Genomic DNA, 23,865 nt, shown 5'->3' with positions numbered 1-23,865 from the left:
TACTAAATTGAAGTTTTTGGTACCCCCATCAGATTTTTTTCTGGTGGGGGCAATACACGAAATTAGAGAGATATTATGAACGATCCTACCCCGGTAAGTAATCCGGTGATTTCCTGCAAAAATGTTTGGAAACTTTTTGGCGGAAATCCTGAAAAATACCTTGCTGCAATGCAGGGTAGGCCATCGTTCGAGGAGATCCGCAGAGATGGTTATATAGCAGCCGTTCGTGATGTTTCCCTTGATATCGCACGCGGTGAAATGCTTGTGATCATGGGGTTGTCGGGATCTGGAAAATCCACCTTAGTACGTTGCTTGTCGCGCCTGATCGACATTACAGGTGGGGAAGTCAAGGTTGATGGTCAGGACATCATGGGCCTGAGCGAAAAAGAGTTAATTGACTTGCGTCGTAACAAGATGGGTATGGTCTTTCAAAGCTTTGGCCTACTGCCTCATCGTACCGTGCTGGAAAACGTTGCCTTCCCGCTAGAGATGCGGGGACAGGATCGTCATGATCGCCGCGAACGCGCATTAGAAGTTATTAAACTGGTTGGACTGGAGGGGCGTGAAGAATATTTCCCACGTGAGCTCTCTGGTGGCCAACAACAACGTGTAGGTATCGCGCGTAGCCTGGCGATTGAGCCGGATATCTGGTTTTTGGATGAACCGTTTTCTGCACTAGACCCGTTGATCCGCCGAGAAATGCAGGATGAATTCTTACGATTACAAGGCATGCTGGGCAAAACCATCGTGTTTATCACGCATGACTTTGATGAGGCATTACGTCTAGCAGATCGAATTGCGATTATGAAGGACGGTGCTGTCGAACAATGTGATACCCCGGATAAAATTGTCTTAAATCCGGCGACGGAATATGTTGCAAAATTCACCGAAGAGATTGAAAAGTCCCGTGTAATCCATGCAAGGGTTCTGACACGTCCAATCAACGGGCATGCTGTCGAGGGCGCCCCGGTTGCCGCCGATGCGACGATACTGCAACTTGCCCGTCAATTGGTGAGCGATAACCGCGAAATTCTACCCGTGGCAGCTAAGGATGGCAGCTTAATTGGTGGCTTGAACCGCCAGGAAGCCCTGGATATTCTGTTGGGTGCCAAATAATGGCGGTGGTAGAAACTCGTATGTTGGGTAAGGTTTCTCGACGGAGCCAAACCCAGATCGCGCAACTCATTTTTGCTCTGGCTATCATGGCTGCTGTGGCCAAACCACTTTTGCCTGATTTTATGATACGCATACCTGATTGGTTAATTCTGCCCTATGATATCTGGTTGCAGAGTGTCTTTGATTTCATCAAGGATGACCTCGGGCTCATTACCCTGACACGTGGTATTTCCGCAGGCCTGGAATGGCTCCTCGATATCACGGCAAACCTCCTATACGGAAAGCGGCGCTGGCCCAATATTGGCCCCATCCCCTGGACCGCAATAGCTGCCGTTGCTGCTATCATTGGTTATTGGCTCAAAGGTTGGCCCATGGCACTACTGGCAGGAGGGACTTTCGTCTGGGTTGCTCTGATTGGCCAATGGAATCTGGCCATGCAAACCATGTCGGTTATTGCCGTTGCAGCGCCAATGGCCTTTCTGATAGGGCTAATCCTTGGGATCTGTGCTTGGAAGTTTCCGCGTTTCGAGCGCTTCTTGATGCCGGTCCTCAGCATTCTCCAAACATTGCCCTTTTTCACCTACCTTCTACCCGCGGTTATCTTTTTTAAGGTTGGTCCCACGGCAGGGTGCGTTGCGACAATCATTTATGCCATCCCGCCGATGGTTTTGATGACTTCGCTGGGGTTAAAAAAGGTCTCAGAAGAGGTTGTCGAAGCTGGACATATGAGCGGCTCAACTCGTTGGCAAATGTTGCGCTACGTTTATCTCCCTGCAGCTCGGACAGAGATTTTGGTGGGGGTCAATCAGGTAATCATGCTGTGTTTGGCAATGGTGGTGCTGACTGCTTTCATCGGAATGCCGGGGTTGGGGGCAAAGCTTTTATCCTTGATGAACTCATTGAAATTAGGTCGAAGTTTTGAAATTGGCATCACGATTGTCCTGATCGCCGTCACTCTTGATCGCTTATCAAAAGCCTGGGTGGTGAAACAACCTCAACATTTCGAACGCGGAACGCCGTGGTGGATCCGGCATCGGTTTATGTTGATTGGCGTCGCGACGTTTCTTGGCTGTCTAGTTCTTGCTCAATTTGTACAGGTAGCCGACCATATTACGCGTAAGCAGGACTTATCGATCGGCAAGGAAATTGACACCGTTATTCGTGGTATTCTTGCCAATGACACCGTAACGGGTGTTACGGGCTGGTTGCGATGGTTCCTGATTACCTGGGTTCTAATTCCATTCCGTAATGCCTTGTTATGGTTACCAACAGGCAGTGTGTTACTGGCGGTTGCAGCACTTGGTTACTTTGTTGGTGGTCGGAAGTCTGCTTCGCTCGCGGTTATCTTCTTTGCCGTAATTGCCCTTACTGGCTGGTGGGATCGGTCCATGATCACACTTTATGCTGTGATATCTGCTGTCATTTTAGCGACCCTGATTGGCTTGCCGTTGGGCATTGCGGCTGCCCGCAATAAAAAGTGGTCTGAACCCATTCTCTTGGTGTGTGATACGGCGCAAACCTTCCCCAGTTTCATATATCTGATACCGGCCATTATGCTTTTTAGTGTTAATGATGTCGCTGTGGTGTTTGCCATCTTGATTTTCGCAACAGTGCCTTTGACCCGTTATACAATCGAAGGCATCCGATCAGTCCCAGGTGAGCTTCTTGAAGCTGCGGATATGTCGGGGGCGAGCCGCCATCAGAAATTAATGAAAGTACAACTGCCCCTGGCGCTACCCACTATGGCAGTGGGGTTCAACCAAGCCATTATGTTTGCCTTCTTCATGGTCATTATCGCAGCTTTTATCGGTACTCAGGATCTGGGGCAGGAGCTGCAAAAAACTTTAGCGGGGAATAACCTGGGCAAGAATTTTGTTCTGGGAATGTGTGTTGCGTTAATGGCTTTGACCTTTGATCACATCATTATGCGCTGGTCCAATGAGCGGCGTAAAGCACTGGGGGTTGGATAAAAATCGATGACAAAACTGACACCCAATCTATGGGGCGCGATGCCATGAATATTCAACCTGTGAACTTTCAACCCTTGAAAGCAGAGCCCGTATTTCCAAAACCTTATGAGCGTGCAGGTATCATCACACCTGGCCTGCCAATCCTGCCACACGGGGTGGAACGCCATCCCGTGCCGGGTGGGGGAAGCCGTGCCGTCCAGATTTACAAAGGCGATGAAATCACTGTGCAAGACCGCGAAGGCCTGCAACCCATTGAATTGGTGTTTTTTGCTCCTGATGGTGTATCAGATGCGGGGATGATAGGAGCAAAAGGTGGCCGTGATCCTCAAGGTTTGAAGTCAGCACTGTCTGGTGATCCTTCGGGTGTAAAAGTACTTCGGGCACTGGATACGGCAGGATTTGATATCGCCAAGGCTGACGGCACAATCGTTTTTGAATTTGGCTCTAAGGCAGGTGATTCTGCAAAATTTACTGCCTCATGTGATGGTTTGTTAATTGTCTGTGCTGCAGGGTGTGCGATGGAACCGCATGAACAATGGGCGCCGACTGAGGTCGTAATTTATTTACGCCGCGCAAGTCCGGGTGATCCCAAAGCTTGGTTGGCTCCTCCAGATCCACTTGCCGATCCTTTAAGGGATATCAATATTCTACCGGGTGAAGCGAAGCCCTATGTCGTAAAGGCGGGGCAATACATTCAGGTACTTGATGTGCAGGGTCGCGAGTGTTCAGACTTTCAAGCCTTTTCTCTGCGCGCTCTTGATAAGGGAATAGAACGCGATATCGACCCAACCACGACCCGATCTCTTATGGGCATGCTCTATCCTATGCCAGGGATATTTTCGAAGTATTTTTCGGTAGATCAGGAACCGCTGGTCGAGATTGTGCAAGATACAGTCGGGCGCCACGATACCTTCGGGCTGGCCTGTACTGCGCGTTATTATGAAGAACTTGGTTATCCCGGCCACGTGAACTGTTCCGACAATATGAACAGGGAATTGGCGCGATATAATATCCGACCACGCGGCGGTTGGCCCGCGATCAATTTCTTTTTCAACACCATACTAGAGGACACCAACGCGATCGGCATGGACGATCCCTATTCGCGCCCAGGTGACTATGTGTTGCTCCGAGCGCTGACTGATCTGGTTTGTATCTCCACGGCTTGTCCTTGCGATATCGATCCCGCGAACGGTTGGAACCCTACTGATATTCAAGTTCGGGTTTACGATAAACAAGAAGATTTCAAGCGCTCTATTGGATGGCGCAAAACTCCGGGGGCTGATTTGGAAGAAACAAAACAAACGGGTTTTCACGATTGCTTTGCCCGTCATACGCGTGATTTTGTAGAGTACGCTGGCTACTGGTTGCCTAATGAGATGACCAATCACGGCGCCATTGTCGAGTATTGGGCGGCACGTGAAAAAGCCGTGGTCATGGATCTGTCTCCGTTACGTAAATACGAAGTGACCGGTCCAGACGCTGAAGAGTTGATGCAGTTGTGCGTTACCCGGAACATCAAAAAACTAGCCGTTGGCGGCATCGTCTATACCGCGATGTGTTACGAGCATGGCGGAATGATTGATGACGGCACAGTGTATCGGTTAGGGGAAACTAATTTCCGCTGGATTGGTGGTAATGACCAGTCGGGTTTGTGGCTTAGAAAACAGGCGCAAGAGCGGGGATTGAACGTCTGGGTACGTGGTTCGACGGATCATCACTGCAATATTGCTATCCAGGGCCCGTTGTCTCGAGAAATTTTGAAAGAAGTAATTTGGACACCTCCGCAACAGGCGACGGTGGAGGAGCTGCCATGGTTCCGCCTTACCATTGGCCGCATTGGCGATTTTCACGGTCCCTCGGTGGTTGTCAGCCGGACCGGGTATTCTGGTGAGTTGGGATACGAGGTCTTTTGCCATCCAAAGGATGCTGAACAGGTTTTTGATGCAATATGGTCTGTGGGAGAACCGCTTGGAATGGTTCCGTTAGGCTTAGCCGCGCTGGATATGTTACGGATCGAAGCTGGATTGATTTTTGCAGGTTCAGAGTTCGATGATCAAACCGATCCTATGGAGGCCGGTATCGGCTTTACCATACCCTTGAAGTCGAAAGAGGATGATTTCATCGGCAGGACCTCTCTGGAGCAGAGAAAGGCACATCCGCAAAAGAAGCTTGTCGGGCTTGATCTCGAAGGGGGCGTGGTACCAACACCGGGTGACTGTGTGCATATTGGAAAACCTCAAATAGGTCTCGTTACTTCGGCTATGAAATCTCCAATATTGGGTAAAGTTATAGCGCTTGCCCGCGTTGATGTTGCTCATTCTGGACTTGGTACAGATTTGGAAATTGGACAGTTAGATGGAGATCAAAAACGCCTTAAAGCGACAGTGGTTCCCTTCCCACATTTCGACCCAACAAAAGAACGGGTAAAGGGAAATTACCCTTAATAGGGGGCATAAATAAGTTGCTTTGAATTTTTTCTTTTATCTGCCCTTATCCATCATGTAAATTAACTTTGGCTAACTGGGTTGGTGTTCTGGGATAAGATGATTCATTCGTTTTATTCAAAATAAAACTTCGGTGACAGGGTGCCCCGCAACCAACAAAATTCCCATCCACGATAATGGTGGGGCTGGGATTCTGAGCACGTATAAGGAATATGAAAAGAATTAGGCAATCGATTTAATCCATTCGACAACACGGTATTGCGGGCTATTTTTGTTTAGAGTGTTACGGCTCAATAAGTAGTATTGTCGAGAAGGCGTTATTGTATGCTTAAACGGTTGAACAAGACGGTTTGCTATGATGTCGTCGTCGATAAAGCTTCGAATACCGAGAGCTACTCCCTGACCATCGATTGCCGTTCTGATCGCAACGTTAGCGTCTTCAATAGTGATTCCGCTCTGTGAGGCTGGATTATTTAGGCCAACAGATTCAAACCATTGTTTCCAACTTGTGCGATCTCTGTGATGTATCAAGGGATAGTTCAGTAAATCGTCTGGTGTGGCAGGGGTGCCTAATTTCTTTATTAAAGAGGGACTTAAGACAGGGGTCGCCTCTACGCCAAAAAGCTTGTGTTTTTGGCAATCTGTCCAGCTTCCATCCCCCCAGGCAATGGCGAGATCCACATTCATATCGGTAAAATCGATTGCCCTCGGGGTGTGGTGAAGGCTCAGGTCAATGTCTGGATTGCTCACCCAAAAGGAAGACAGTTTGGGTGTCAGCCATCTTGAGGCGAGAATAGCACCCACTGCGAGGCTGACCTTTGGGCGGTCAGCCACCCGTAGATGAGAAACCGCTTCTGATATATTCATAAAGCCTTCTCTCACGGCACGGAGCAGGAACTCGCCTTCATGAGTGAGGACGACTTTTCTTGTACGTCTTTCAAAGAGAGAACATCCGAGTTGTTCTTCTAGTTTACGTATCTGGTGGCTAATAGCGGTCGGGGATACATAAAGAGCATTGGCTGCTGCTTTAAATGATCCATAGGTGCCAGCTGCTTCAAAAGCACGTAATGATGTCAGAGATGGTAGTGAACTAATCATGTCTAAATGTCAAAGTTACAGATGAATCAAGTTTATAGTGCTTTGTGTATAGGTAAAATGTCGGTTATACGCATAAGGGACTGTAAGTAATAAGTATGCAAGGAAAATGAAATAAAACAAATTATTATATAGATGAATGTAAGTTATCTGTATTTTATTTTATATCATTTGTCAGAAAATTTCCCTTATAGCAAGGTTGCTCCAATTAATACCACATCAGGAGCAGTCTCGTGAGTGCTATAGATACCGTTCGACCAGAGGCGCAATTAGCACGCCGAGGTCGGAATGCGCGGAAAAAAGAACGTCAAAAGATCACCAAGACCGAGGCTGTATCTCCAGGACTATTAGGCGGGAGATATAAACCGCTTACTGAAGAAGAAGTGGAACTGGTGCATGAAACAGCTCTTTCTCTTCTTGAAAATACAGGCTTAAGCCAGGCTATTCCTTCTATGGTGGATAAGGTTGTTGCCGTGGGAGGCAGGTTAACGGACGATCAACGCCTATTGTTTCCGCGAAAATTAATTGAAGCCACTCTAAAAAATGCGCGTCGAGACATTGTCTTATACGGACGTAAGCCCGGTTATGAGATGGATATCTCCGGTAGTCGGGTACATGTTGGATCAGGGGGAGCTTCCCCAAATATAGTTGATCTGGAAACTGGTTGTTATCGCGGTGCAACCGTTAAAGACCTCTATGATTCAACACGTATTATTGAAAGCATGGAGCACATCCACTTTCACAGTCGAAACTTGGTTTGCCGCGATGCAGAAGATCCCTTGGATCTTGATGTAAACACAGCTTTTGCCTGTTTGTCAGGTACTGCTAAACATATTTTCATGTCTGCATCAGAGCCCCAGCATATCGAACAGATTAAAGAAATCTGTTATGCGATAGCTGGTGGAGAGGAAGCCTTTCGGTCGCGTCCTTTTTTGAGCATTCATGTTTGTCACGTGGTTCCGCCCATGCGTTTTGCAGAAGAAGCCTGCGAAACACTTGAGCGAGCCATTCTGGCTGGTTTACCCGTGCAGCTTATATCAGCCGGTCAAGCCGGGGCGACCAGTCCAGCCTCTATTGCAGGATCTCTTGTTCAAGCCATTTCCGAGTGCTTGGCAGGTCTCGCGTTTTCTCAACTTGTCGATCCCAATGTAAAAGCAATTTTTGCCCCCAAACCCCTTGTTGCCGATCTGCGGACAGGGTCAATGTGCGGTGGTGGTGGTGAGCAAGCTGTGCTCATGGCGGCGGCAGCACAAATGGGACGTTATTACGATTTGCCAACGAGCTCTATTGCTGGAATTACAGATTCAAAAGTGTCAGATGCGCAGGCAGGGTACGAAAAAAACCTGGCGGTAACACTGGCCGCACATGCCGGGGCAAATATTATTACCCAAGCATGCGGCATGCACGCCAGTCTTCTCGGGGTCTCTCTCGAGGCCTACGTTATTGATAATGATATGCTAGGTGGCATATTGCGGTCCATACGCGGTGTCGAGGTTAGCGTGGATAGCTTGGCAGCGGAAGTTATTGATGAAGTGGTCCGAGGCGAAGGCCATTATCTTGGCCATGACCAGACGCTTAGCCGTATGGAAAGTGATTACGTTTATCCCACAATTGGTGATCGTCGTTCGCCCTCTGACTGGGAAGATGATGGTGCAAAAGATGCCCGAGAACGGGGGCGGGATAAAGCACGTGAAATCCTTAACACGTTTTATCCAAACTACATTGCTAAAGAAATTGAAGACGATTTTCGTAGGCGCTTCAATATTTTACTCACCCCTGATCAGATGGGGAGAGTGTGATGTCAGGTGAAAAAAATCAAAGCGCCAATAGCATTCTGTACGATCGCGCCTGTAAGGTTATGCCAGGTGGTGTCGCCCATGAGTTACGGTATAAAAAGCCGTATCCCATTTATGTCCATGAAGCCAAAGGGTGTTATAAATGGGATGCTGATCACAGGCGTTATATCGATTATAAGATGGGTAGTGCATCTCAGATGCTCGGTCATTGTCATCCTGATGTTATTGCGGCGGTTGTCAATCAGGCTCGTTATACCCCTTTTACATCTGATTGTACGGCCTATGAAGTTGAATGGGCTGAAATGTTATGTGAGCTTTATCCTTGCGCTGATCAAGTTCGCTTTACGGCCTCTGGTACTGAGGCAACCATGCTTGCCGTTCGGGTAGGACGGGCTTATTCAAAGCGACCCAAAGTTTTAAGAATTGATGGCCACTATCACGGTTGGCATGACCACCTTCTGAAGGGATCGAAGCCCGGAATGAAAGAGGCACCTTCTTTGGGGGTGCCCCGGGATATTCAAAACCTTACAGTTGTAGCTCCAGCGAACATTGAATTAATAGCAGATGCCTTGAGTGACCCAGAAATAGGGACGGTTATCCTTGAGGCATCAGGGGCAAATTATGGCTCAATACCTTTGCCGGATTATTTCCTTCAGGCGTTAAGAGAACTGACGATTAAGTTTGGGCAAGTTCTTGTTTTTGATGAAATTATTACCGGATTTCGCTGGTCACCCGGTGGGCGCCAAGCCCGTGATAACGTTGTGCCCGATTTAACTTCACTTGCCAAAATACTGACAGGGGGGCTTCCCGGTGGCGCTTTGGTCGGAAAACAAGCGTTAATGCGCTATCTCGATCCTGGAGAGACTATTGATGGGATGTCTCCACCTATTAGCCATAAAGGAACTTTTAATGCAGCGCCCTTTATCGCTGCGGGTGCAATTGCTGCCCTGAAACATCTTAGAACCGGAAAACCTCAGGCCAGAGCGGATGCTGCGGCTGAGCGGTTAAGATCCGGCCTGCGTAAACTCTTCGATCAAGAAGATATAGACGGCGCTGTTTATGGTGAGTCCTCAACCTTTCATATCTATTTTGGGCCTTGCCAGAATAGATCGGTTGAGGGGCTTTCTCCGTCTGTCATTAGAGGAACGCCGAAGACCCTTATCACGGCTTTGAACAGAGAGTTGGCAGAGCGGGGGGTCAATCTGATGTCTCACACTTCAGGCGTTACTTCTGCCGCCCATGATGACGAGCACATAGATAATACGCTTCAGGTGTTTGAAGATGTTTTCAAAAAAATAAAACAAAGTGGAGAGCTCGCCTCATGATGACTGTTCCAGAGCATGCACGCACCGTTATTATCGGTGGGGGTGTTATCGGCTGTTCGATTGCTTATCACCTGGCACGTGAGGGCCGTAAAAATATTGTTGTTCTTGAACGCTCAAAACTTACCAGTGGAACAACCTGGCATGCGGCAGGATTGGTCAGGCGATTGCGCCCTTCGGCCAGCCTGACAAAGCTTATCAATTATTCGATAGACCTCTACGGCGAGCTTGAAAGGGAAACCGGGCAGCAAACGGGATTTATTCAAACGGGAAGTCTGTCAATTGCAACAAACGAAGACCGTCTGATTAATTTGAAACGGCAAGTTTCATTGGGACGTGCCTTCGGTTTGGAAGCAGAAATTGTTGATGCGAGTAGAGCCAAAGAACTATGGCCTCTGATTGAAGTTGATGATGTCATCGGCGCGGTATGGTCACCCACGGATGGGCGGGTAAACCCCTCCGATGTTACCATGGCATTGTACAAGGGAGCGAAGGCTCTGGGTGTGCAGTTCATCGAAGATACAAAAGTCGAGCAAATAGAAAAAGCAAACGGGCGACCCTCTGCTGTAGTTACAAACAACGGTAGAATTGCGTGTGAAGAGGTGGTCGTTTGTTCCGGATTGTGGTCCCGTGATGTTGCTGCCTTAGCGGGCGCCCACGTTCCGCTATACGCCTGTGAGCATTTTTATATGCTAACAAAGCCCTTGCCTGAAATAACCGGGCATTTGCCTACTCTTAATGATCAAGATGCCTTTCTTTATGGGCGGGACGATGTTGGCGGATTGCTGATAGGCTCGTTTGAGCCTCACGCCAAAGCATTACCGATGGATCGGCTTCCTGACCGCTTCTCCTTTGATCTTCTGGATGAAGATTGGGATCACTTTATGCCCATGATGGAAGGGGCATTAAGGCGAATACCTGCACTGGAAACCGCCGAAGTTCGTATGCTGCTTAACGGACCGGAAAGCTTCACTCTGGATAGCCAGTTTATGATGGGCGAAAGCCCGGAAGTTCCGGGGCTTTTTATACTTTCTGGGATGAATTCGACAGGAATTGCTTTGGCGGGTGGCGCAGGAAAAGCAATGGCTGAATGGATCGTGGCAGGTGAACCCACAATGGATTTACTTGAAGCAGATATCCAGCGATTTGGTCCTGAACAGAATATCGTTAAGGCATTGCATGAACGTATACCCGAAGTTCTCGGTAAACATTATGAACTCGCATATCCTGGGCGTCAGATGAAAAGTGCGAGAGGAATTCGAAGATCTCCTATTCACCAGGGGCTCAAAGAAAGCGGCGCCCAATTCAATGCCCGGAATTCATGGGAGCGGGCTGAGTTTTTTGCACCGGATGGTTTGCCCAGCCCATGGAAACTAACTTTCGGAATACCGCCGTGGCGTGAACTGGTTGGACAGGAATACCAAGCAGCGAAAGAAACTGCGGTCATTTATGATCAATCTGCCTTTGGGAAAATTTCAGTCCAAGGCAGAGATGCCATGACTTTCCTCAATCATATTTGTGCCAACGACATTAATGTTGAAGTTGGGCAGATAGTTTACTCGCAGATACTCAATGATCATGGCGGTATCGAAAGCGATGTCACAGTACAGCGCCTGGACACTGACGAATATTTGATGATTGTCGGCGCCGGGGAACTCGTTCGCGATCTGGCCTGGTTAAAACGCTATAAGGGCGATGCCAACGTTACTTTCGCCGATATGACTTCGGCGTATGCGATAATTGGACTGGCTGGCCCCAGAGCAAAAGACATACTTCAAGCAGCTTCCATGGCCAACATTCCGGATATTCGACCATTCAGGTTTGCAGATATAGAAGTCGGCTATTCTCCTGTACGGGCGGGGCGGCTCTCCTTTACCGGAGAAGATGGGTATGAGCTCTACGTGGCTGCTGACCAGGCTTCAAATGTCTATGAAGCGCTGATAGATGCCGGAGCAAAGAATGGCCTTCGTCATGCGGGCATGCACTGTATCGCTGGCCTGCGTATTGAGGCAGGATTTCGGGCGTGGGGGCATGAATTGTCACCAGGGACGCTTCCTTTGGAGGCGGGTACCAATCGATTTGTAGCTTATGACAAAGTTGGGGGCTTCAAAGGTCGCGATGCTTTGATTGAGGCACATACCAAACCGATAAAAAAACAGTGTGTTTCTATGATTTTTGAAAGCTCGGAGGCCATAGCCCTACATGACGAGCCAATTTTTTATCAGGGTCGGGCCGTTGGGCAAATTTCCTCTACTGCCTGGAGTTACCTATACGGCCGTTCTGTCGCTCTTGCTTATATAGATGCACCGTTGGAAGCCTTCACGGATGACAGCGTCATTATTGAAGGTTTTGAAGTCGAGATTGCCTGTGAAAGGTTTCAAACCAAGGCCTGTATAAATCCAGCGAAAATCGCCTTTAAGGGAAATATAAAATGACTGTTCGTCAAACACGCGTTCTGGTAATTGGCGGTGGGATCATGGGGGTGGCTACTCTCTACAATCTCGCAGCCAATGGGTGGACAGATGTCATGCTCTGTGAAAAAGCAGAGCTGACTTCAGGATCAACCTGGCATGCGGCGGGCCAAATTACCCACGCTGTTGGATCCCGGACAATGGGATGGATAAATAATTATTCCATTAACCTGTACAAAAAGCTGGAGAAGGAAACCGGGTTATCTATTTCCTGGCACGAATGTGGTGGTTTACGCGTTGCCAACACTGATCTGGAAGTCGATTGGTTGAAATCAATCCTCAATGTTGGAGAGTTGCTGGATCTGCCTATGGAACTGGTTGGGCCTGAAAAAATAAAAAAGCTTAATCCATTTTATAACACTAAAGGCATCAAGGCTGCCCTTCATACTAAAGCTGATGGCCATGTTGATCCATCGGGCGCTACTCAGGTTTGTGCTGCTGCGGCACGTAAACTTGGGGCCACCATTGATCGCTTTAACCGCGTAATAGGAGTGGTACAAAGGGAAGGGGGGGATTGGCTTGTTCATACGGAAAAGTACGACGTTATTGCTGAACACGTTGTCATCGCCGCGGGTTCCTACGCCAATCAAGTTGGTAAATGGTTTGGCCTGACAGTGCCCAGTTGTTCTGTTCTTCACCACTACCTCGTTACTGAAACAGTTCCGGAATTTGCAGAGAGAAGTGAAGAAATTCCCATCATGAGAGACAACTCTATGGGGGGCTATATCCGCCAGGAACAAAAATCGGCGTTGATCGGTATCTATGAAAATAAAAACTCGACGGAAGTTTGGACCGATGGTGCCCCGTGGGACTCAGTAAATGAGCTTTTTGAGGCTGATTATGATGGCATCGGGGATTATCTTGAAAGAGCCATGGACCGAATTCCCATCGTATCCGAATTAGGCATCAAGCGTGTCGTTCGTGGGGCTATTACTCACACGCCGGATGGAGGAATGCTTGTCGGTCCTGCCCCTGGACATGACAACGTATGGATGGCCTGTGGATCTTCAATTGGTTTGGCGTGGGGCGGCGGTGCTACCAAATGTCTTGCGGATTTGATGGTACACGGGGAAACAGAGATTTCCATGCGGGCGATGGATCCCAGACGTTTTGGCAACTGGATAGACGAAGATTATATTGTCAAAAAGACCAAGGAAGATTTTGAAATACGCCATAATACGCCTGTTCCTGGTATGCAACGGCCGCTCTGTCGACCCACAAACCGTTCCCCCATCCATGATAGATTAGCTTCTAAAGGCGCTGTATTTGGTGATATTTCAGGATGGGAACGACCGCGTTGGTTTGCGGATCGTGAAAATGTAGAAGATGTGAACGGGTGGCGCCGTCAAACTTGGTTCGATCAAGTAGGAAAAGAGCATACCGCCGTACGTGAAGCCGCAGGTATCATTGATCTCACTGCTTTTTCCCAGTTTATCGTATCGGGCAGAGACGCAGCAGAACTTCTGAACCGCTTATCTGCAAATAAGGTTCCAACTGGTATCGGTCGGGTTTCACTTGCTCACATGCTGACTGAAAAGGGCAATTTCGAAACCGAGATGACGATCACGCGATTGCCAGGAGATCGCTTCCTTTTGGGATCAGCCATTGCGGGAGAAATCAAGGATAAGGAATGGTTAGAGCGTCATATCAAACCGGATCAAAAGGTTACGGTCGAAAACCTGACCGGAAGTTGGGGCATGCTTGCGCTGTCGGGCCCAAAATCAAGAGATATCCTAAACCACGGTGTTGATATCGATCTGTCCAACGCAAAGTTCAAATGGCTTTCAGCACAGGAAATCAAGGTTTTTGGTGTTGAGTGTATAGCCCTCCGGGTCAGTTTTACTGGTGAACTCGGCTGGGAATTCCATGCTCCACACGAAAACATCGCCGCGATTTATGACGGTTTGATGGAAACGGGCCATGATTATGGCCTGAAGGACATTGGTTCACATGCCTTCAACTCTTTACGCATGGAAAAAGCGTACCGCGCTTCGGCCGAGCTTTCTCCTGAAATTGGCATGTATGAAGCTGATATGGATCGTTTCTTTATCCCGGATAATCGTCGTTTTATCGGGCGTGAAGCCACGCTGGAACGCAGTGAAAAAGGTATTACGAGCAAGTTGGTTTACCTGGCAGTGGATGTAGCTGACGCAGATTGCATCGGCGGCGAGGCTATTTTTCATAATGGATCTGTTGTCGGCCAAACAACATCCGGCGGTTACGGATATTCCATGGGAGCAGGCCTCGCTTTTGGTTTTGTAAAGCCCGATTTGGCGACTTCGGGGGTAAATTTTGAAATTCAAATTTTGGGTAAAAAACATAAAGCCAGGGTTCTAGCTGATCCTATTTATGACCCATCCAGTGCGCGTTTGAGGAGTTGAGTATGGCAACAAAAATAACGGGCGGTGAAGCCGTCTATCAAAGGTTGAAAGCAGCTGGAATTGATACTGTTTTTGGTCTTCTCGGCGGATCGATGCTGGAACTTTATGATGCGCTCTACAACTACGGTGACATCAAATATGTTGGTGGTCGGGATGAGCGGGCTGCTGGTCATATGGCTGACGCCTATGCTCGTGTCACCGGAAAGCCCGGTGTTGTCCTTGGTGCTCAGGCCGGGCCGGGTGTCGTCAATCTAGTTACGGCAGTTGCCGAAGCGCAACTGGCTTATTCGCCCTTGGTTGTTATTGCGGGTGCCATCCAACGATCGGATTTGAGTAAGGATACTTTTCAAGAAGTCGATCAGGTTGCTCTTTTTGCCCCTATTTGCAAAAGATCGATTTTGGTAACTGACCCCAATCGTCTTGTTGATATGGTGGATGATGCCATGCGTTTAGCCATGTCAGGTCGCCGGGGTGTTGTTGTATTGCACATTCCTCGTGATTTATTTGCGGCCAGTGTCGAAGCGCCGGGTACCAAACCAATACTGCTTGCTCAGGGTGGCGCTCCCACTCCAGGGCATATTGATACCATTGTTCAAAAATTGAAGGGGGCAAAACGCCCTCTCATTATTGCAGGTGGAGGCATGAAATGGGCCGAGGGTTCCAAATCCCTTGCTGCATTATCAGAAGCATTGGACATCCCTGTGGTTGCCTCAACAGGGCATGCAGATGTGCTACCAACTTCTCATCCCTTGAATGCGGGTCAGGGCGGTCCTCGTGGGAACTCGGTTGCCTCAGGTTTAACTAAAAATGCTGACCTGCTCTTGGTTTTGGGCGCTCGACTGGCTTTTAACTCTACTTTTTTGAGCAATGAGTATATCAACTCAAAGGCCGAAATTATTCAGGTTGATATCGAAGCTTCGTCCATTGGTCGATACTTCCCCGTCGTTCTCGGTATTCAAGCTGACGCAAAGCATGCCGCGGATGCCATTTTAAAACAGATTAAAGCTCAGGAGGTAAGAGGATCCAATTGGTCCGATTGGACAGAGCAATTTAAATCTAACCGTAAAGCTCTAAAAGTCGAAAGGGCAGAGGAGGCCGCAAATCCAGCCAATCCAATGCATCCTCGTCGAGCGCTTGGTGAAATACGTGAAGCTCTGCCAGATAATGCAATAGTGACCTTGGATACTGGAAATGCCTGTTTGCAAGCCGCCGATCGACTGAAACATGAAATGACACCGGGATTAATAACACCGCTTGATTTCGGGTTGGTTGGATTTGGCTATGCCGCGGCTCTCGGTGCTAAAGCTGCGTTTCCTGATCGTCCGGTAATATCGATTATGGGAGACGGTGCTTTTGGTTTTACCATGGCCGAAGTTACCACCGCCATACGTCACGACCTCCCTGTTATTTCCATTGTAATGGATAACGAGGCCTGGGGAGCGGAAAAAGCTTACCAGCAAACCTTTTTTGGCGGCCGATTACTCGGGGCGGAAATTAAATCTCCTCGGTATGATGATTTTGCAAGGTTGTGTGGAGCGAAAGGTTACGCGGTAAATGCGCCGGGAGAGCTTGGTCCGATCTTGCTAGAGGCAATTGCTTCCGGAGAAGCCGCGGTCATTCATGTCAAGATTGACCCAACAGCCCTAAATGCCTTGCGCAAGGATCTCTTTAAACAACCGAGTGAGGATTAATCGTGCCAGAGAGTAAAGAAAACGCATCCTGGGATGTTGTCATCGTTGGTGCTGGTAACGCTGCTTTTTGCGCAGCTTTGGCGGCAAAGGAAAACGGTGCCTCGGTACTGGTGTTAGAGCGCGCTCCACAGGAAGAAAATGGTGGTAATTCTCGCTTTACTGCTGGGGCAATTCGTTTTGCCTATGAAGATGAGGAAGACATCCGTGAACTCTGTCCTGATCTGCCCGAAGATCAAATTGCGATAACAGATTTTGGGTCTTACACAACGGATCAGTTCTATGACGATATGTTCCGGGTGACCGGATATCGAACAGACCCTGAGTTGTGTGAACGTCTGGTTATGTCCTCACGCGATACGATGAAGTGGCTGGGAGGTAAGGGTATTAAGTTTATGCCCATTTACGGCCGACAAGCTTTCAAAGTCGATGGTCGGTTCAAGTTCTGGGGCGGATTGACCCTAGAGGCCTGGGGCGGTGGTCCCGGACTGGTCGATGCGCAAACGGCAATCGCAAGAGATCAGGGCGTAGAGATACGTTATGGCGCAAAGGTAGTAAGCCTTTTAAATGACGGGCAGGGCGTCCACGGGGTTAAGGTCAAGCATAGTGGCGAGATAACATCGATTTCAGCCCGATCAGTGATCCTTGCATCTGGAGGTTTTCAGGCAAATTCTGAAATGAGAACAAGGTATCTTGGACCGGGTTGGGAGTTGGCAAAAACAAGGGGTTCCCGTTTTAACACCGGGGATGGCATACGTATGGCGCTCGATATTGGAGCGTCGCCTTATGGAAATTGGTCCGGGTGTCACGCTGTGGGGTGGGATTATAATGCCCCCGAGTTTGGCGACTTGAGTGTTGGCGATAACTTTCAAAAGCACTCCTACCCCTGGGGGGTTATGGTAAATGCCGATGGGAAACGCTTTGTTGATGAGGGCGCTGATTTTCGCAATTACACTTATGCCAAATATGGCCGTGTAATCCTATCCCAACCCGATAATTTTGCCTGGCAGGTCTTTGACCAAAAAGTAACCGGTATTTTACGCGACGAATACAGGATCAAACGGGTTACAAAGGTAACGGGTAACAGTCTTGAAGAACTCGCAGACAAAATGGAAGGCGTGGACAAGGCGGGGTTCCTAGCTGAAATCGCACGATACAATGCCTCGATACGCACTGACATCCCCTTTGATCCCAACGTCAAAGACGGCCGTTGCACTGAAGGTCTCGACGTTAAAAAATCCAATTGGGCAAACACAATAGATCAAGGCCCATTTGAAGCCTACCAAGTCGGATGTGGCGTGACTTTTACCTTTGGTGGACTACGTATAGATCCGGCCTCCGGACAAGTCCTGGATACCGATCTCGAACCCATCAAAGGTCTTTACGCTGCTGGAGAGTTGGTCGGAGGGGTTTTTTACTTCAATTACCCTGGTGGCACGGGTCTAATGAGCGGCGCCGTCTTTGGTCGATTAGCCGGCAGTAATGCTTCATCTTGTTAAGCCAATAATGGTCTGTATTTAAAAGATATTTTATACAAACCCTTCACTTAATAATTAATCGCTATTGGGTGTTACTCCCGTCCTGCGCGCCATTCTTTCCAGCGAAGATAAACATTCGCACCGATTGTTGAAATAGGGCGTGGTGGGAGTTTTTCAGGGGCATCCTCATTTTTAAATTCTTTGGTAATTTCGCTGCTGTACCCACTGGCTAGTTCTGCGGCTCCGATGCCTGTCATGGTGCCTCGTGCAGTGCCCAATCCGTTTTGGCAACAGGCGGAAAAGACGTTATCTTCAATTTCTCGCATAATGGACACGTTATTTTTACTAAGGCAGAGATGACCAGCCCAGCTATATTCCATCTTGAGACCCGCGATTTGGGGAAAGCGATCATCGAATTTTTTCTGCTGTACTTTCAGTGTACGATCAAGCTCGCCTTGTGAAACTTTCATCTCAGGTAGGAAACTTGCGCAAGTACGGGTGACGATCCGGTTTCCGCCAAGGGGAGTATCAATTCGGCGCATGGTTGTCCCCATTGGGTCAGCGGGTGTTATTCCCCATTTAGGTTGTCCGCCAACGGCTTTCAGCGTATTTGCATCCAGATCGGGCGTCATTGATGCATAAAGAAAGACATGCATTAAACGCCCACGGCTAAAGCCGAAGCTTTCTAGGTGTCCATTGTTGGCCACAATAATTCGGGGTGATGTTACCGTTCCCGTTGGTGTGGTGAGCAACCAGTCAGAACTGACTTTTGAAAACCGGGTGACAGGAGTATTTTCAAAGATCTGGACACTGCGTTGTAAACCATCCGCAACTCCCTGAATATAACCTGCAGGCTGTAACATTGCGGTACCAGGTGTATACAGACCGGACAGGTAATGACGGCTGCCCGTAAGTTCAGTCATTGCCTGTGCATCCAGCATTTCTGAGGGCTCATCTAGCCTTCCAAGATGTTTGGCATAGTCCTGATTATGCTTATTTCCTGCGTCGCTAGCTGCCCCGTTTACTTTGCCTGCCAGGTCGAAATATGCCGGGTTGATCTTGTATTCCTCTACAGCTTCTCTGGCAAAATCAATTGCCTTACGATTGAGATGGATCGTTCTCAAATCGCTGTTTTCGGCTTGCCCAGCATAACTCTCCGACGCCAGATCATGAGGTAGATCAATCATAAAGCCAGAGTTGCGTCCTGCAGCACCTTCGGCAATGGCCCCGGCCTCGAGTACAACAATTCGAGATCCTGGGTTTAATTGCGTAAGACGTCGAGCAGCGGAAAGCCCGGCGAAGCCCCCGCCGATGACAACAAAATCAGCGAGAATGTCTTTGTCCAGTGCAGGTGTTATCTTACGCGGAGGTAGTATATCCCGCCAGGCTGCCGCCCCTCTGTGTTCGGGTAATCGCTTCGCTTGATAGGTTTTCACTTCTTTTACTGCCATTCCCGAATTACCGTTATAATTATGCTACTGCTTCATCAGCGTTATCGGAGAGATCAATCCAAATGGTTTTCAGTTGTGTGTATTGATCATGAGCGTGGATAGAGTTATCGCGTCCACCAAATCCCGATTGCTTATATCCCCCAAAAGGCGTGGTGATATCTCCTTCACCATAGCTATTTACTGTCACGGTACCGGCCCGTATGGCACGCCCGCTGCGAATAGCGCGTTTGGCATTAGCTGTGAAAATTGAAGCTGCAAGTCCATAGTCCGTATCGTTAGCAACTTTGATGGCTTCATCGAAGCTTGAGACTGTAACAACAGATAGAACCGGGCCAAAGATTTCTTCACGGGCAAGAATATCATTGTTGCTGTTCACTTCAACAACAGTCGGCTCAACAAAAGCACCATCATGTGACTTGCCGCCGAGAACTACGCTTTCAGCCTGTTTCAAATATCCACACACCTTATCAAAATGTGCCTTAGATACTAAAGCACCCATGCGGGTTTCTGGGTTGAGTGGTTCGCCTATATTCCATTGACGAGCGTGGTGTTCAATTCGGGACAATAACTCTTCTTTTAGGTCCTGATGCACGATAAGGCGTGATATGGCGGAACAGTTCTCACCCATATTCCAAAAGGCACCGTTCACTACATGCTGGGCTACCATATCAAGGTTTTCAGCATCCTCCATGACCACACAAGGGTTCTTACCTCCCATTTCCAAAACAACTTCTTTCACGTTTGATTCCGCAGAATATGTCAAGAAGCGTTTGCCTGTCACAGTTGACCCTGTGAATGACACCATGTCGATATCCATGTGACGGCCAATCGGTTCACCAACTTCGGCACCACCACCGGGCAAGATATTTAGAACTCCTTTAGGAAGGCCGGCCTGGGTTGCCAGTTCAGCCAGATAAAGAGCCGTCAAAGTCGTTTCAGCAGCAGGTTTCACCACCACAGAACACCCTGCAGCAAGAGCCGGGCCTATTTTCCAAGCCAACATCAACAGCGGGAAGTTCCACGGCAAGACCAGACCAACAACGCCAATAGGCTCTCGCATTACCATCGCAATATGATCGTCAGAAGAGGGGGCAACCTGGTCATAAATCTTATCAATCGCTTCTGCGTGCCATTTGATGCAGTTGATAGTCTCTGGAATATCCACGGTTTCGCAATCGTATATCGTTTTACCGCTATCGATGCTCTCCATCACCGCCAATTCTCGGGCGTTACGGGAAAGAAGGATCGATAAACGGATCAAAATCTCTTTACGATCAGACGGAGCCATTTTGGACCACCTGGCATCATCAAAGGCTTCTCTGGCTTTTTCAACGGCGAAATTTACATCTTCTATGTCACAGGCGGAAATTTCAGCAAGTGTTTCACCTGTGGCGGGGTTTATTGTTGTAAATGTTTTACCTGAATTTGCTGGGCGAAAAGTACCATCAATGTAGGCATTGGTTGGCAGGATCATGTTCGCGGCGATAGATTTGTATTCTTCAGTGGTTAACAAGTCCATGGATCAGCCCTCTGCCTGTATTTTTGCAATCGTGGTTTTTAGTACGCGCACAACTTGTTCCAATGCCCGTTTATCGTCTTTATTAAGTCCCTTAAGCGGTGGACGCATCGGACCTGCGTCGATACCATCAAGTGTGACACCATGTTTTACACATTGGATAAATTTCCCACCTTGTTCCAGTACGCGCATCAACGGCATCATCGCTGACATAATGCGACGGCCTTTGGTAAAGTTGCCTTCGACAGCGCAGGCCTGATAAAGAGCAATATGTTCTTCAGCTAGGAAATTAGATCCGGCGCATACCCAGCTTTGTGCCCCCCAGGCGAAAAATTCCAATGCCTGATCATCCATACCACAGGCCATTTGGATATGAGGGTAATCACGGGCAAGTAAATGTACACGATTGATATCGCCAGAACTTTCCTTGATCGCACAAACATTACGGGAGCGGCCGACGAAATCGAGAAATTCTTCGCCCATATGGACACCCATGCGACCGGGGTAGTTATAGAGCATTATTGGAAGATCAGCAGCCTTATCGATCGCAAGTGCGTTCAATGCATTTTCACGCTCTGTTGGCACAGAATATGGTGGGGTTGCGAGCAAAATAGCATCCGCACCCAAATCTCTGGCTCCGGTGGCTAGTGCGATTGAATCTGGTGTCATCATGGCACCAGTACCGATGATCAATGGTAAACGCCCTTTGATTTGATCTTTGGTAAAACGTGCAATTTGAAGGCGTTCGTTGACGCTTTGCGCATAATTTTCACCTGTAGAGCCCCCGGATATTAAACCTTGAACGCCTTTATCAATCAGGTTTTCAATAACATCGGACAAACCATCATAATTGACATCGCCATCTGCATGAAGTGGCGTTACGAGGGGAGTATAAATCCCTTCAAATTTCATAATAGGGATCATTTTATCCTCTTGCGGCTTTTAAGGAAGGGGAGCCAAGCGGAATATCAAGTTGGTTTGGCATCACAAATAGTTCGATCTGGTTTTTTGACAAATTCCAATGGTCGGTCGCGAGTTGAGCTGCAGACGCTTCATCACGGTTTTCGATGGCTGTAATGATGGCATCATGTTGCGAGCTGGCTGCGGTTAAATTCTCTTCCATATGGGTATCTTGAGGCTGGTAAAACGTCATCCCAATACGGGCATGGTCAATCAGCAAGCGTTTAAAACTAGGCTTTAGATATATATTGTCGGCCATGTCGCCTGTGATTTCGTGAAATCTATTATTTGATAAGGCTCTGTCTTCACTTGCGCCAGTTCTCAACGCGTCCTTAAATAATTCCTGTGTGGCTTTTAAATCGTCTATTTGATCGGGCCGAGCATTTCTGGCTGCCAACCGCATCACGGCGCCATAAATCATTGGAGCAGTTAAGAAAAAATCACGTAGAGTGGTGTGGCTCATATCTGATATTCTCGCACCACGATTTTCGCGCAATTCAACATATCCTTCGCCGGCTAATTGACGAAAAACTTCACGAAGTGGTGTTCTTGAAACAGAAAATTCTTCAGCAAGCTGAGCTTCGTCCAAATCTGATCCAGGACGTCTCACCATAGTAAGAATTTCTTTCTTCAAAACGCCATATAAAGCACCCTTACCTTTTTTTGCATCTTCTTTCATTCGGATCTCCATTCCCTTGGCTGCCAACGACGGTTAATTTCTCACTCACAAGCAGGTTAATTTTTTAAGCAATCTCTAAATACAGATAAAATACATATTGTTTATTGTATGGTGCGGTAATTTGAAACACAAATAAAATCAATTAGATCTGTTAAAAATAAACACTATTTTGCCGGTGTTATTTAAATTTATCCCCCAACTTTATCCTAGTGCCGAAGCCTTCGTTAACATGCGGTCTTCTCTTGGATTTACGTTAAAGCAATTACGGTAAGATTTGGAGAAGTCAGAGAAAGAGACAAAGCCACACGCAATCGCAATTTCGCTAATTGGCAGGGCTGTTTGCTGGAGAAGGGACCGTGCTTTTTTTAGCCGTAATTGTTTGTAAAAACGCCTCGGGCTCGTATCTAGATGTCGGCAAAAAAGCCGCTCCATCTGTCTTTTAGAGCATCCAATTTCTTGTGAGATTTCAGCTGTAGTTAAGATATCTTCTAAATTACCCTCCATAAGATTAACAGCGAGGGCTAATTTTTTTGAGTATTTTTGCAGCGCCAGATCTCGTCGACGTTGCGGAAGGTAACTATGAGTTGGTTCATAGTTAAAGGCCTCGGCAACCTGCTCGGTCATCTCTCGACCACATTGATGCTCTATGACACTCAAAATCATATTGAGGCAAGCAGTGCGTCCACTACAGGTCAACCTTCTCCGATCCCAAGAAAATAGATCATCAGAAATTTCAATACCAGGATGCAATTCACGAACACTATCATGATAACTCAAGGGGATAGAAGATAAGTATCCTTCAAGAAGGCCACTGTTTAACAACTCGCAGAACGCACCACCGATGGACCCAATATACACACCTTTTCGATCTAAACGTTTGAGCCAATTCGATAAACTGTTTCCTCGTTCTTCACACGAATGCCACTCTCCAAAGATTAGGTTAAGGTCAAGATTGTCATTCTCTGCAACGCGAATATGGGCTGGTAAAATAAAGCTGTCACTGAGCTGAATATCTTCTCCGTCAATTGTTGCAACCTGCCAATTAAAAACACTATACCCGACAAGGAAATTTACGGTTGTTAGCGCTTGAACAATAAGGCTGATATCAACGGAGGAAGCGCCAGGTAAGACTGTCAATGTCAGGCGCCTTATTTCTCTTTGCTGTTTAGGAGTTCTAAAATAGTGAACCGGCGTGGTTTCATACTGATCCAACTTCGATGTGAGGGTAGAACAATGATAAGATTGATCTGAGCGATAGACTTTGCTTTGCATTGTTCTTTCTCCTTTTTTTGGATAGTGCCGCTCTATAAGTTAGTAAGGCAAAACTTAAAACACCTATTGAATACAATATGTATACACGTATACAGCGATTCATTTTTTATAGCAAGATTTGATACGTTCAAAATTTATAAAAATGAAAAAAAATTCATTGTAAAAGAAACAAGCCCCGCATGAATTTCACGGGGCTTGTTGTCCTATTAAAGGCCGATGAAATGGC

15 protein-coding genes are annotated in these 23,865 nt (G+C 47.8%); 9 read left to right on the top strand and 6 right to left on the bottom strand.

What is annotated here, in order from left to right; translation table 11 throughout:
• The first annotated feature begins 75 nt into the window (after positions 1-75).
• The 3 genes from ACOGW3_RS19090 to ACOGW3_RS19080 are packed head-to-tail and all read left to right on the top strand — an operon-like array spanning position 76 to position 5,530.
• Positions 76-1,116: a quaternary amine ABC transporter ATP-binding protein gene (locus tag ACOGW3_RS19090; RefSeq protein ID WP_419904417.1), complete on the top strand. Its 1,041-nt coding sequence runs from the start codon at positions 76-78 to the stop codon at positions 1,114-1,116.
• The gene (locus ACOGW3_RS19085; RefSeq protein ID WP_419904416.1) at positions 1,116-3,086 is read left to right on the top strand and encodes an ABC transporter permease; all 1,971 of its coding nucleotides are present in this window, start codon (positions 1,116-1,118) and stop codon (positions 3,084-3,086) included. The genes ACOGW3_RS19090 and ACOGW3_RS19085 overlap by 1 nt, the downstream gene beginning before the upstream one ends.
• A gap of 44 nt (positions 3,087-3,130) precedes the next feature.
• Entirely contained in the window at positions 3,131-5,530 is a 2,400-nt protein-coding gene (locus ACOGW3_RS19080) for a DUF1989 domain-containing protein (protein WP_419904415.1), read from the top strand.
• Positions 5,531-5,752: 222 nt separating this feature from the next.
• Here ACOGW3_RS19080 and ACOGW3_RS19075 read toward each other — a convergent pair whose 3' ends face one another.
• Positions 5,753-6,628, bottom strand: coding sequence for a LysR substrate-binding domain-containing protein (locus ACOGW3_RS19075; protein WP_419904414.1), 876 nt, complete (start codon positions 6,626-6,628; stop codon positions 5,753-5,755).
• 230 nt (positions 6,629-6,858) lie between these two features.
• Between ACOGW3_RS19075 and ACOGW3_RS19070 the strand changes: the two genes are divergently transcribed.
• From ACOGW3_RS19070 to tcuA, 6 genes are read left to right on the top strand one after another with little or no spacing between them, the layout of a single operon-like run.
• Positions 6,859-8,424 (top strand): trimethylamine methyltransferase family protein, encoded by a 1,566-nt coding sequence (locus ACOGW3_RS19070; RefSeq protein WP_419904413.1) that lies wholly within the window; start codon positions 6,859-6,861, stop codon positions 8,422-8,424.
• On the top strand, positions 8,424-9,746 hold the full coding sequence (locus ACOGW3_RS19065) for an aspartate aminotransferase family protein (RefSeq protein ID WP_419904412.1): 1,323 nt from the start codon (positions 8,424-8,426) through the stop codon (positions 9,744-9,746). The genes ACOGW3_RS19070 and ACOGW3_RS19065 overlap by 1 nt, the downstream gene beginning before the upstream one ends.
• Positions 9,743-12,178 (top strand): GcvT family protein, encoded by a 2,436-nt coding sequence (locus ACOGW3_RS19060; protein ID WP_419904411.1) that lies wholly within the window; start codon positions 9,743-9,745, stop codon positions 12,176-12,178. The genes ACOGW3_RS19065 and ACOGW3_RS19060 overlap by 4 nt, the downstream gene beginning before the upstream one ends.
• Complete coding sequence (locus ACOGW3_RS19055; RefSeq protein WP_419904410.1) at positions 12,175-14,595, top strand: FAD-dependent oxidoreductase; 2,421 nt, start codon at positions 12,175-12,177, stop codon at positions 14,593-14,595. Before ACOGW3_RS19060 ends, ACOGW3_RS19055 begins: the two co-directional genes overlap by 4 nt.
• A 2-nt stretch (positions 14,596-14,597) precedes the next feature.
• Positions 14,598-16,286 (top strand): thiamine pyrophosphate-binding protein, encoded by a 1,689-nt coding sequence (locus ACOGW3_RS19050; protein WP_419904409.1) that lies wholly within the window; start codon positions 14,598-14,600, stop codon positions 16,284-16,286.
• 2 nt (positions 16,287-16,288) lie between these two features.
• Positions 16,289-17,782, top strand: a complete 1,494-nt coding sequence (gene tcuA, locus ACOGW3_RS19045) for an FAD-dependent tricarballylate dehydrogenase TcuA (protein ID WP_419904408.1) — start codon at positions 16,289-16,291, stop codon at positions 17,780-17,782.
• Positions 17,783-17,853: 71 nt separating this feature from the next.
• Here the strand turns inward: tcuA and ACOGW3_RS19040 are convergent, their stop codons facing one another.
• From ACOGW3_RS19040 to ACOGW3_RS19020, 5 genes are all read right to left on the bottom strand, one after another.
• On the bottom strand, positions 17,854-19,212 hold the full coding sequence (locus ACOGW3_RS19040) for an NAD(P)/FAD-dependent oxidoreductase (RefSeq protein ID WP_419904407.1): 1,359 nt from the start codon (positions 19,210-19,212) through the stop codon (positions 17,854-17,856).
• Between the two features lie 19 nt (positions 19,213-19,231).
• Positions 19,232-20,731: an aldehyde dehydrogenase gene (locus ACOGW3_RS19035; protein ID WP_419904406.1), complete on the bottom strand. Its 1,500-nt coding sequence runs from the start codon at positions 20,729-20,731 to the stop codon at positions 19,232-19,234.
• 3 nt (positions 20,732-20,734) lie between these two features.
• Complete coding sequence (locus tag ACOGW3_RS19030) at positions 20,735-21,640, bottom strand: dihydrodipicolinate synthase family protein (RefSeq protein WP_419904405.1); 906 nt, start codon at positions 21,638-21,640, stop codon at positions 20,735-20,737.
• Between the two features lie 13 nt (positions 21,641-21,653).
• Entirely contained in the window at positions 21,654-22,367 is a 714-nt protein-coding gene (locus ACOGW3_RS19025) for a GntR family transcriptional regulator (RefSeq protein WP_419904404.1), read from the bottom strand.
• Positions 22,368-22,568: 201 nt separating this feature from the next.
• A complete protein-coding gene (locus ACOGW3_RS19020) occupies positions 22,569-23,639 on the bottom strand; it encodes a GlxA family transcriptional regulator (RefSeq protein WP_419904403.1) in 1,071 nt (356 codons plus the stop codon).
• Positions 23,640-23,865 lie beyond the last annotated feature (226 nt).

The organism is Kiloniella sp., assembly GCF_965205715.1.
Classification (GTDB): Bacteria; Pseudomonadota; Alphaproteobacteria; order Kiloniellales; family Kiloniellaceae; genus Kiloniella.
Note: the sequence above shows the minus strand (reverse complement) of the source record. Positions and strands in the feature narration are given on the sequence as shown.

Excerpts from the sequence above, each read along its gene's own strand:
- ACOGW3_RS19090 (WP_419904417.1), top strand. The coding sequence starts at position 76 with ATGAACGATCCTACCCCGGTAAGTAATCCGGTGATTTCCTGCAAAAAT.
- ACOGW3_RS19085 (WP_419904416.1), top strand. The coding sequence starts at position 1,116 with ATGGCGGTGGTAGAAACTCGTATGTTGGGTAAGGTTTCTCGACGGAGC.
- ACOGW3_RS19080 (WP_419904415.1), top strand. The coding sequence starts at position 3,131 with ATGAATATTCAACCTGTGAACTTTCAACCCTTGAAAGCAGAGCCCGTA.
- ACOGW3_RS19075 (WP_419904414.1), bottom strand. The coding sequence starts at position 6,628 with ATGATTAGTTCACTACCATCTCTGACATCATTACGTGCTTTTGAAGCA.
- ACOGW3_RS19065 (WP_419904412.1), top strand. The coding sequence starts at position 8,424 with ATGTCAGGTGAAAAAAATCAAAGCGCCAATAGCATTCTGTACGATCGC.
- ACOGW3_RS19060 (WP_419904411.1), top strand. The coding sequence starts at position 9,743 with ATGATGACTGTTCCAGAGCATGCACGCACCGTTATTATCGGTGGGGGT.
- ACOGW3_RS19055 (WP_419904410.1), top strand. The coding sequence starts at position 12,175 with ATGACTGTTCGTCAAACACGCGTTCTGGTAATTGGCGGTGGGATCATG.
- ACOGW3_RS19050 (WP_419904409.1), top strand. The coding sequence starts at position 14,598 with ATGGCAACAAAAATAACGGGCGGTGAAGCCGTCTATCAAAGGTTGAAA.
- ACOGW3_RS19040 (WP_419904407.1), bottom strand. The coding sequence starts at position 19,212 with ATGGCAGTAAAAGAAGTGAAAACCTATCAAGCGAAGCGATTACCCGAA.
- ACOGW3_RS19035 (WP_419904406.1), bottom strand. The coding sequence starts at position 20,731 with ATGGACTTGTTAACCACTGAAGAATACAAATCTATCGCCGCGAACATG.
- ACOGW3_RS19030 (WP_419904405.1), bottom strand. The coding sequence starts at position 21,640 with ATGAAATTTGAAGGGATTTATACTCCCCTCGTAACGCCACTTCATGCA.
- ACOGW3_RS19025 (WP_419904404.1), bottom strand. The coding sequence starts at position 22,367 with ATGAAAGAAGATGCAAAAAAAGGTAAGGGTGCTTTATATGGCGTTTTG.
- ACOGW3_RS19020 (WP_419904403.1), bottom strand. The coding sequence starts at position 23,639 with ATGCAAAGCAAAGTCTATCGCTCAGATCAATCTTATCATTGTTCTACC.